Source organism: Nitrosomonas sp. (genome assembly GCF_022842015.1).
Classification (GTDB): Bacteria; Pseudomonadota; Gammaproteobacteria; order Burkholderiales; family Nitrosomonadaceae; genus Nitrosomonas.
In genome coordinates this window covers 26,361-36,705 of the sequence record NZ_JALHQJ010000031.1, presented here as the reverse complement: position 1 = coordinate 36,705, position 10,345 = coordinate 26,361, and the positions used below count along the sequence as shown (strand labels likewise).

Below are 10,345 nucleotides of genomic sequence, written 5' to 3'. Positions count from 1 at the left end.
TTAGAGCACAATGGTGGCATTGATGCAGATGCGTTCGCCAAACTGTCTGCACAACTCCAATACGTAGATGGCGACTATCAGGATCTGGCAACGTTTGGGCAGTTGAAACAAGCCCTCAATGGTGTCAAGCGGCCGCTATACTACCTTGCCATCCCTGCCAACATGTTCGAAACGGTTGTGCAGGGGCTGGCGAAATCCGGTTGCACGGAAACCGCGCGCGTCATTGTCGAAAAACCATTTGGCCACGATCTAGCGTCTGCGCGAGAACTCAATTGCACCTTGCAATCAGTGTTTCCGGAAGAATCGATCTTTCGTATTGATCACTTTCTCGGAAAAGAGGCGATTATGAATATTCTTTATTTTCGTTTTGCCAATTCTTTTCTGGAGCCGATCTGGAACCGTAACTATGTAGACAGCGTCCAGATAACCCTGTCTGAAGATTTCGGTATCAATGAACGCGGTGCATTTTATGAAGCCACTGGATGTTTACGTGATGTGGTTCAGAATCATCTGTTCCAGATCGTTGCGCTGCTTGCTATGGAGCCCCCTTCTTATCGGGGCTATACCGCCGTACATACCCAGAAAGTGGAAGTGTTCCGAGCCATGTGTTTATTGGAACCAGACAACCTGGTGCGCGGTCAGTATATCGGTTATCGGGAGGAACCGGGGGTGGCGAAGGATTCCGATGTGGAAACGTATTGTGCGTTACGGTTGTTCATTGATTCCTGGCGTTGGTCGGGGGTACCTTGGTACTTACGTTCCGGAAAATTTATGCGTGAAGGTGCTGCTGAAGTGTTGATTCAATTAAAGCCACCGCCGTCTAAATTGTTCGCCGATTCACAGCCAATTAATGGCGGTGCTAATTATCTGCGTTTCTGGCTTGCTCCTAATTCTGCTATCGCGCTTGCTGCACGTGTTAAACGGGAAGGAAAAGAATTTGTTGGTGATCAGTATGAGCTTTATTTGGGAGGTGAGCGAATCATAAAGCGGGAAACCGAAACCCCTTACGAACGATTGTTAAGCGATGCCATGGTGGGTGAAGGCGCACTATTCGCGCAGAAAGAAGCAGTTGAAGCGGCTTGGGCGGTTATTGACCCCGTTCTTCAATCGTATCACCCGGTTCATCTTTACCAGCCTTATACCTGGGGACCAACGGCAGCTGACCGGCTGATCGAGCCGCACGGAAAATGGCACAATCCACGTCCCGGCCAGGTGGGCGCATGATTCTGCTGGTTTGACATATCAATGGCTTGATTCATTAAGATTATATTTCCTACTTGTGCCGGCTTCTATGAAGTCAGCTAAAATTGAATAGGATTTATTATGAAAACCACCCAACAGTTGCATGACCTTGGGCAAAGCCTCTGGCTTGACAACATTACACGCGATCTACTGACGAGTGGCACGCTAGACCGTTATATCAGAGAACTCTCCATTACAGGACTCACTTCCAACCCGACAATTTTTGATCATGCCATCAGAAATGCAGATGCCTACGACGTCGCTATCCGCGAGAAAGCTCTTTCCGGCAAATCGAATGAAGCGCTTTTTTTTGAGCTGGCATTGGAAGATCTGACACAAGCAGCTGATCTATTCCATTCGACCTATGTCGCCACAGATGGTGTTGACGGTTGGGTATCACTGGAAGTATCCCCTCTACTAGCAAACGATACGGTGGGCACTGTTCAAGCGGCAAAACAACTTTATGCCCAAGCGCAACGTCCGAATCTTTTTATCAAGATACCCGGTACTAAAGCAGGTATCGCTGCAATTGAAGAAACAATTTTTGCTGGTGTGCCGGTAAATGTTACCTTGCTATTTTCCCGCGAACATTATATCGCTGCAGCTGAAGCTTATATGAGTGGTATTGATCGACGCATTGACGCGGGTCTTGACCCCAAGGTGGCATCAGTGGCATCGATTTTTGTCAGCCGTTGGGATGTTGCGATCAAGGATAAAGTGCCAGAAGTGCTGCATAATCGTCTCGGCGTTGCCATCGCCCAGCGGGCCTATAAAGCCTACTGCGAGCTGTTGGCTTCGTCACGCTGGAGTAAACTGGCTGATGCCGGTGCAAGACCGCAGCGTCTATTATGGGCCAGCACTGGCACCAAAGATCCCAATGCGCCAGATACACTATACTTAGAAACACTTGCCGCACCGAACACCATTAACACAATGCCCGAAAAAACATTGCTTGCCTTGGCCGAACACGGCGTAATTAAAAACGCTTTACCGCAGGATGGTGGTAATGCCGAGGTGATAATCGCCGAATTTGTACGCGCAGGTGTAGACGATGCAGCCCTCGCCGCTCAACTTCAACACGAAGGTGCGCAATCTTTTACAAAATCATGGAAAGATCTGATGGAGTGCATTGCATCAAAAAGTACCGAACTGATGAAGTCGCATATCGGGGCAGCCAGACTATGACAAGCACAACACAACTTGATCAGCTGTGCATCAATACCCTGCGCACACTTTCTATTGACGCCGTACAACAAGCACAGTCCGGACATCCCGGTACGCCGATGGGCGCTGCACCGCTCGCCTATTGTTTGTGGCAGCGCTTTTTGCGTTACGATCCAGAGAACCCTATCTGGATAAATCGGGATCGTTTTGTATTATCGTCCGGGCATGCCTCAATGTTGTTGTACAGCTTGCTTTTTTTGTCCGGCGTTAAAGCGGCTCCCTCAAGCGATGATCGGAATGGTCTGGCGGTGACACTGGACGATATCAAGCACTTTCGTCAGGCTGGCAGTCGTTGCACCGGTCATCCCGAGTATGGCTGGACTTCAGGCGTGGAAACCACTACCGGGCCGCTTGGGCAAGGAGCGGCAACCAGCGTCGGCATGGCCATTGCCGAGCGTTGGATGGCGGCTACCTACAACCGGCCTGGTTTTAATTTATTCGAGCATAATGTGTATGCCTTATGCGGTGACGGCGACATGATGGAGGGAATTAGTAGTGAAGCGGCGTCGTTGGCGGGCCATCTTCAACTGGCTAATTTGTGTTGGGTTTATGACCAAAATCACATCAGTATCGAAGGTTCGACTCATATCGCTTTCACTGAAGACGTAGCAGCGCGCTTTCTCAGCTACGGCTGGCATGTCACGCGCGTGGCTGATGCCAACGATCTGGATTTGCTGACACATGGCTACGATACGTTTATCGATACCCATGATCGCCCTACGCTCATTATTGTACAAAGCTACATTGGCTACGGTGCACCGAATAAACAAGACAGCAAAGAAGCGCATGGTGAAGCGCTAGGCGCGGAAGAAGTACGGCTTACCAAAACGTTCTACGGTTGGGATCCTGATGCTAAGTTCTATGTTCCGGATGGTGTTGTAGAACATTTTCAGAAACAATTTGCCCGTCGTGGTGCAAACCTTCGCATTGCTTGGGAGACACAATTCTCAGCTTATCGCAAGAAGTACCCGGCGCTTGCCGAACAAATCGATCTCATGCAGCGCCGTGACTTGCCAGAAGGCTGGGACAGCACACTACCATTTTTTCCAGCCGATGCAAAAGGTATGGCGACACGCGAGGTATCTGGAAAAGTTCTGAATGCCATCGCAGAAAAAATGCCTTGGCTGATTGGTGGCGCAGCCGATCTGGCGCCATCGACCAAAACCTACTTGAACTTCGAACATGCAGGTGATTTTCAGTCGCCGGATAAAGCAGGAAATTATCATGGACGCAATTTGCATTACGGCGTAAGAGAGCATGCAATGGGCGCCATTAGTAACGGACTCAGTCTGTCGAGATTACGTCCTTATTCGGCGAGCTTCTTGGTTTTTACAGACTATTGCCGTGGTGCGCTGCGGCTCAGTGCTATGATGAAACTCCCGGTCATTTCGATCTGGACGCACGATTCAATTAATTTGGGCGAGGATGGCCCCACGCACCAACCTGTTGAGCAACTTGCGTCCTTGCGCGCGATGCCCGATATGATCGTATTACGTCCGGCGGATGCAAACGAGGTCGTCGAGGCATGGCGAGTGATTATGCAGCTCAAAGATTGTCCAGTTTGTTTAGTGTTGTCACGCCAGGCATTGGTAACGCTGGATCGTACCCGCTATGCACCAGCAAGTGGCGTAGCGCGCGGTGGCTACGTACTCGCCGATAGCCTAGATCATAAACCTGATGTATTGTTGTTAGGAACGGGAAGCGAGGTTGCATTGTACGTTTCAGCGTATGAGCAACTGAAGGAAGAAGGGGTAAAACGTGCGTGTTTCTGTCGAGGCGGCCTCTAGTTTTGGCTGGGAACGCTATGCTGGCTTTGGCGGAAGTATCATTGGCCTGGATCGATACGGATTATCCGCGCCATGCTCCATAATAAATTAAGGATGGCAAGTACCCTGCGCTGTACAAATAGTAACTGCAATCGAATGATGTAATTTCTTTTGGCATTTATTACAAGAAGGAAAATAAATAGGCATGGTCGATGAAAAATTGATCGATACCGCATGGTGTGAATTATATAAATCAGTGATCGATTACAAAGGCCAGCCTGTGGGAACCGTAGCGGCACGTGATCCGGGTAACGATATTCTGAACTATGACCATTGTTTCGTACGTGATTTTGCAGTTTCTGCATTGGCTTTCCTGATGCGGGGCGATAGTGAAATAGTACGTAATTTCCTCACTATCATGGTCGAGTTGCAGGGGAAAGTAAAATATATGAATTGCCTAATGGTCGGCAAGGGTTTGATGCCCGGCAGTTTTAAGGTGGTTAAGACCGATGGTATTGCTCAACTTGAGGCAGATTTTGGTGAAAAATCAATTGCACGCGTGTCGCCGGTCGACTCAGGACTTTGGTGGTTGATTGTGCTGCGCGCTTATGTCCGCGCCACCGGAGATACTACACTGATAAAACAACCGGAATTTCAGCAAGCCATAAAATTGATATTAGAACTTTTTCTAGAACAGAATTTTGACATGCGTCCGACTTTACTTGTCACTGATGGCGCCTACATGATCGATCGCCGCATGGGCGTTTACGGCTATCCCTTTGACATCCAATCTTTACTCTTTGCCGCTTTGTCCGCAGCCCGAGAACTTCTGACTACGGACGATTACTATCACCGTTCAATTACAGAACGATTAACCCATTTAAGCGACCATTTGCAGCAGTATTATTGGCTTGATTTTGCCCGACTTAATACGATTTACCGATACAAAGTTGAGGGGTACGGCAATCAGGTCATCAATGCTTTCAATATTCAACCCAGTACGATTAAGTCAGCATTGATAGACTGGCTACCCGCAGAAGGTGGTTATTTTATCGGCAACGTAAGCCCTGGACGTATGGACTTTCGTTATTTTGCTCAAGGCAACTTGTTGGCAATCATTTCGTCTCTGGCTACGCAGGATCAGTCACACAAAATCATGACATTGATTGAGCAACGTTGGCATGATCTGATTGGGCAGATGCCTGTTAAACTCTGCTTTCCCGCATTGGAAGGTCATGATTGGGAAATCGTAACAGGCGCTGATCCGAAAAATTCTGCCTGGTCATATCATAATGGGGGTAATTGGCCCTTCCTGATATGGTTGCTAGCGGCGGCGGCGCAAAAATCGGGGCATCCAGCGCTAGCCATACGTGCATTAGAATCCGCCGCAAGCCGGTTAGAAAGCGAATGTTGGCCCGAATACTTCGATGGACACTACGGCCAATTGGTCGGAAAGGAGGCCCGGCGCTTCCAGACCTGGTCGGTAGCAGGTTTTTTGGCTGCTTATCAATTACTCGAACAACCAAGACATCTGGATTTGTTTGAATTTTAATCACAGATCAACAGGGATCCCGCGGAAGAATCCCAAAATTTGACAAGTCTGGCAAATTTATCCAAAACATTCATGGCTGCCAATATCTGTCGATTCGCTATACAGAGCGCCTGGCAGAAGCCAATATTGAAGCTTCTGTCGGCAGCGTCGGCGATTCTTCTGACAAGCGCTGGCCGGAAACAAATGAATAACCCCGCAGCAAGCTACGGGGTATCAACAGAGATATAATTTCAATTGTTCGCTGCAAGCAGCGGGGAATTAGACCCAGTAGAGATTAACGGATTATACAAGACAGAAGTCATACGGCATCGAGCTCCCTGGCGCAATATTGATGAAGTGGAATTTGTCGACCTGGAGTGGGTTGACTGGTTCAACAATCGCCGGTTACTGGAACCGATTGAAATATTCCACCGGCAGAATTTGAAATGGCAAATTATCGCCAATTAAAAGGGTCAGTTGATGCAGCCTGACTCAAACAAAAAAGTCTCCAGAACTACCGGGCCGATTCAGTTTGATACTTTTCAGGGGCGACTATTTAGCTATGCAAGTTTTTGCCATGGCCTCTTGCCAGATAATTTTCCGATTGCATTTCCACCAGGCGTGAAATCGTACGTTCAAATTCAAAACTGATATTTCCTCCGGCATACAGTGATTGTAGGGGGACGGCGGCTGAACAAAAAAATTTCACGCCATGTTCATATAGCGCATCGATCAAATGGATGAAACGCTTGGCTTCGTTGCTGTTTTCTTGATTGAATTGCGGGATCGCAACCATAATGACGGTATGATAGGTTCTGGCAATGGCGAGATAATCTGCGGTACCAAGAGGATTGGCGCATAGGCGCCAAAATGAAAAAACGGCGACGCCTCGTGCTGCTTTAGGAACGAACAACATTCGGCCCTGCACGTTTAATTCTTCGCTGGGGACCTTGTGCCGGTCTTCTACACGGCGGTCGGTAAGGCGAAAAAATGTAGCCGACAGCTCGGTCGTGGTTTCTTCGTTAACCGGGAAATAGTAAGTCTGTGCACCTTTCAAGCGGTTGTAGCGATAGTCAATTGGGCTTTCCAGTGAAATAATCTCAAGCTTATCTTTTATCTGTTGAATGAATGGCAGAAAACGCTGGCGATTCAAACCGTTTTTGTAGAGATCGTCGGGTGAACGATTAGAGGTGGTGACTACCACGACACCTTGCGCAAACAGTTCATTGAAAAGCCGGGTCAGCACCATCGCATCGGCGATATCGGTAACCTGGAATTCGTCAAAACATAATAGCATTGTGGTATCGGCTATTTTTCGTGCGATTGAGGGAATCGGGTCTGCATCGCTGGAGCGCGAGCCCTGTTGTGCACGTTCCTGTACTGAGAATTCGTGCCATTTTTTGAGTCGGGCATGAATATCCAGCATGAATTCATGGAAATGAACGCGTTTCTTTGATTCGATTGGAGTCGTCTTGTAAAATAAATCCATCAGCATGGATTTGCCGCGCCCTACACCACCATAGAGATAAATGCCTTTGGGAGCCGATTTATTACTGCCGAGCCAGAGAAACAATCGAGTAGGCCATTTCTTTCCGGTCGTGCGGGCATTAAGCAATTCACCATGTAATCGCTCCAGAGCGACAACGGCTTTAGCTTGATCGGCATCCGGCTTTAGCTCGCCGGCACTGATCAGCGCTTGGTATTCGGTTTCAGGATTTGTCTGCATGAGAGTTAATTATTTGGACGAATGCGTAAACTTAGCCTGTCCGGCGAGCCACACCAGAATCAAAACAGGCAAACCGAGTATAGCGGTTGCTACAAAGAAATTTTCATAACCGTATGCATCGACAAATTGTCCGCTGAAACCGGCGATGAATTTGGGCAGCAGCAGCATCACTGAGCTGAATAATGCATACTGAGTGGCTGAGTATGCCGAGTTGGTTAGCCCGGATAAATAAGCGATAAAAGCGCAAGAAGCGATACCAGCAGAAAGATTATCTGCTGAAATGGTAAAAATTAACCCACTGACGTCATGCCCCCGTCCTGCCAGCCAGACAAACAATAGATTGGTCGCGGCAGACAGCACCGCCCCTAGAAACAGCGTGCGCATGATGCCGATTTTGACTGTCAGCACGCCTCCGATCGCTGCGCCTACGATCGTCATGATGACGCCATACACTTTTGAAATCGTAGCAACTTCTTCTTTGCTATAGCCCATGTCGACATAGAAGGGGTTGCTCATTACGCCCATCACAACATCGGAGATACGGTAGATGGCAATCAGACCTAGGATCAGCAATGCCTGCCGGCCATGTCGCATAATAAAGTCGCGGAATGGTGCAATTAATGCGCCATAAAGCCAAACTAGCAAGTTGCCGATGCGGGGATGAAGATGCCACGTTGCAATGGCTTGTTGTGCGATTTTTTCGTTTTCTGAGATTAATCGGCTGTAGGGAACATCCGGTTCGCGAATGATAAATGTACTGATAATGCCGACGACCATGCTGGCGGCCATGATCAAATAAGCGAAACGCCACGGCGCGTGGTCGTAGGTATCTGCGGTGACATCAACCGCCGCAGCAATCCATAACACGCCAGCTGAGGCCAGGATCATCGCGACGCGATAACCGGCCTGATACGTGGCAGCCATTGCGCCCTGCAATTCTGCCGCAACGGCTTCGATGCGATAAGCGTCGAGCGCGATGTCTTGCGTGGCGGATGCGAATGCCACGGCCAGTGCGAAAAACACTAGATGTGTCAGATTCATAACAGGATCGGTGAGTGCCATGCCCGTCAGTGCCACGGCAATGGTGATCTGCGACAGCAACAACCAGGCGCGGCGGCGACCCAGCCATCGCGTCAGCAGTGGCAGTGACATTCGATCAACCAGTGGCGACCATAGCCACTTAAAGCTGTAGGCCAAACCGATCCAGCTCAGATGGCCGATTGTAGTGCGGTCGATACCAGCCTCCCGCAGCCAGAATGACAACGTACCCATGATCAACAGCAACGGCAATCCGGCGGAAAATCCCAGGGACAGCATGCCGAGTACGCGGGGGTGAGTATATACCCGCAGTGCCTGCAACCAACTGGATAATGCCGCCGATGTCATAATTCGTGATCGTAGTCGATGATCAGTGGCGCATGATCGGAAAAACGCTCATCTTTATAAATTGAAGTAGTTCGTGCTTGTTGTGCGATAGCAGGCGTGGCGATTTGGTAGTCGATGCGCCAACCGACGTTTTTCGCCCAGGCTTGTCCACGATTCGACCACCAGGTGTAATGATCCGGTTCGGTGTTCAGCTGGCGAAATACATCGATAAAACCGAAATTTCCAAATACATTGGACAACCAATCGCGTTCTTCAGGCAGGAAACCGGAATTTTTCTGATTGGAGCGCCAATTTTTAAGGTCGATTTCCTTGTGTGCAATGTTCCAATCGCCGCATAAAATGATTTCTCTATTACTAGCCTTTAGGTTCTGCAATACCGGAAAAAATTTTTCCATGAAATAAAACTTTGCAGCCTGCCGATGTTCACCGCTGGAACCAGATGGTAGATAAATTGAAACGATGCTTAAATTGCCATAATCCGCTTGCAGAAAGCGGCCTTCGGCATCGATATCGGCAATACCGATGCCTTCGATGACTTGATCCGGTTTTTTGCGGGAATATATGCCGACACCACTATAGCCTTTCTGTTCGGCACAATGGAAATAGCCGTGATAGCCATCCGGTGATTGTATCGCGGCGGAGAGATCGGGCAATTGCGCCTTTAATTCTTGTACGCAAACGATATCTGCGGGTTGTGCCGCGAGCCATTCAAGAAAGCCTTTTTTTACGGCTGCACGAATACCATTTAAGTTAAGCGTTATAATTTGCATCTATCAATATTTATGGGTTGGTCAAGTTATGTCCGATGATTTCCGGCAAGCCTTTATTCAATTTGCCATCGTGCGTAATGTTTTATGTTTTGGTGAATTTAAAACCAAAGCCGGGCGCATGTCACCGTATTTTTTTAATGCGGGATTATTTAATGATGGCGATGCACTGCGCAAACTTGGGCAATTTTACGCCAAAGCGATTGTTGCTGCAGAGCTTCCGTTTGATCTGTTGTTTGGTCCGGCCTATAAAGGCATCCCATTGGTTAGTGCAATTGTCATCGCGCTGGCTGAGATGGGGCATAACTATCCATTCTGTTTCAACCGCAAGGAAGCTAAGGATCACGGTGAAGGCGGCGTATTGGTTGGCGCTTCGATGGCGGGGCGCGTATTGATCGTCGATGACGTCATTTCTGCGGGCACCTCGGTGCGCGAATCGGTCGATTTAATCAAAGCCTTGGGTGCAACACCAAGCGGTGTCGTCATCGCCGTGGATCGCATGGAGCGGGGTGGCGACCAGTTATCGGCAGTGCAGGAAGTGCAGCAAATGCATGGCCTTACTGTGACTTCAATTATCAATCTGGACGATCTGGTGGAGTTTTTGCAGCATCAGCCAGAGCTTGCGCAGCATTTGCTGCTGGTGCAGCAGTATCGAGAGCAGTATGGGGTGAACTACTAGCAGGCCGATCTTGCATTCAGTCCT

8 protein-coding genes and 1 pseudogene are annotated in these 10,345 nt (G+C 48.9%); 6 read left to right on the top strand and 3 right to left on the bottom strand.

The features are described 5' to 3' along the window. The 5 genes and pseudogenes from zwf to Q0C11_RS07590 form a co-directional block, all read left to right on the top strand. The coding region (zwf, locus tag Q0C11_RS07610; protein WP_293006963.1) for a glucose-6-phosphate dehydrogenase at window positions 1-1,224 on the top strand (1,224 nt) is incomplete at its 5' end. A 99-nt stretch (window positions 1,225-1,323) separates the two neighbouring features. Further along, window positions 1,324-2,427, top strand: coding sequence for a transaldolase (gene tal, locus Q0C11_RS07605; protein WP_293006962.1), 1,104 nt, complete (start codon window positions 1,324-1,326; stop codon window positions 2,425-2,427). Further along, window positions 2,424-4,253 carry a transketolase gene (gene tkt / locus Q0C11_RS07600; RefSeq protein ID WP_293006961.1) on the top strand — a complete coding sequence of 610 codons (1,830 nt, stop codon included), beginning with the start codon at window positions 2,424-2,426 and terminating at the stop codon, window positions 4,251-4,253. Before tal ends, tkt begins: the two co-directional genes overlap by 4 nt. Before the next feature lie 184 nt (window positions 4,254-4,437). Next, window positions 4,438-5,784 carry a glycoside hydrolase 100 family protein gene (locus tag Q0C11_RS07595; RefSeq protein WP_293006960.1) on the top strand — a complete coding sequence of 449 codons (1,347 nt, stop codon included), beginning with the start codon at window positions 4,438-4,440 and terminating at the stop codon, window positions 5,782-5,784. Window positions 5,785-5,858: 74 nt separating this feature from the next. After that, window positions 5,859-6,254: pseudogene (locus Q0C11_RS07590) on the top strand (hypothetical protein); the annotation flags it as partial. Between the two features lie 65 nt (window positions 6,255-6,319). Here the strand turns inward: Q0C11_RS07590 and zapE are convergent. Genes zapE through Q0C11_RS07575 form a run of 3 tightly spaced genes read right to left on the bottom strand, consistent with a single transcriptional unit; the run spans window position 6,320 to window position 9,645 of the window. Next, a complete protein-coding gene (gene zapE / locus Q0C11_RS07585) occupies window positions 6,320-7,489 on the bottom strand; it encodes a cell division protein ZapE (RefSeq protein WP_293006959.1) in 1,170 nt (389 codons plus the stop codon). 9 nt (window positions 7,490-7,498) lie between these two features. Further along, window positions 7,499-8,875, bottom strand: a complete 1,377-nt coding sequence (locus Q0C11_RS07580) for an MFS transporter (RefSeq protein WP_293006958.1) — start codon at window positions 8,873-8,875, stop codon at window positions 7,499-7,501. Continuing rightward, entirely contained in the window at window positions 8,872-9,645 is a 774-nt protein-coding gene (locus Q0C11_RS07575; protein WP_293006957.1) for an exodeoxyribonuclease III, read from the bottom strand. Before Q0C11_RS07575 ends, Q0C11_RS07580 begins: the two co-directional genes overlap by 4 nt. Window positions 9,646-9,673: 28 nt before the next feature. Between Q0C11_RS07575 and pyrE the strand changes: the two genes are divergently transcribed. Beyond that, window positions 9,674-10,321 carry an orotate phosphoribosyltransferase gene (gene pyrE / locus Q0C11_RS07570; RefSeq protein WP_293006956.1) on the top strand — a complete coding sequence of 216 codons (648 nt, stop codon included), beginning with the start codon at window positions 9,674-9,676 and terminating at the stop codon, window positions 10,319-10,321. The last annotated feature ends 24 nt before the right edge of the window (window positions 10,322-10,345 follow it).

What these genes read in the sequence shown, in the direction of transcription:
- tal (WP_293006962.1), top strand. Translation starts at nt 1,324, where the DNA reads ATGAAAACCACCCAACAGTTGCATGACCTTGGGCAAAGCCTCTGGCTT.
- tkt (WP_293006961.1), top strand. Translation starts at nt 2,424, where the DNA reads ATGACAAGCACAACACAACTTGATCAGCTGTGCATCAATACCCTGCGC.
- Q0C11_RS07595 (WP_293006960.1), top strand. Translation starts at nt 4,438, where the DNA reads ATGGTCGATGAAAAATTGATCGATACCGCATGGTGTGAATTATATAAA.
- zapE (WP_293006959.1), bottom strand. Translation starts at nt 7,489, where the DNA reads ATGCAGACAAATCCTGAAACCGAATACCAAGCGCTGATCAGTGCCGGC.
- Q0C11_RS07580 (WP_293006958.1), bottom strand. Translation starts at nt 8,875, where the DNA reads ATGACATCGGCGGCATTATCCAGTTGGTTGCAGGCACTGCGGGTATAT.
- Q0C11_RS07575 (WP_293006957.1), bottom strand. Translation starts at nt 9,645, where the DNA reads ATGCAAATTATAACGCTTAACTTAAATGGTATTCGTGCAGCCGTAAAA.
- pyrE (WP_293006956.1), top strand. Translation starts at nt 9,674, where the DNA reads ATGTCCGATGATTTCCGGCAAGCCTTTATTCAATTTGCCATCGTGCGT.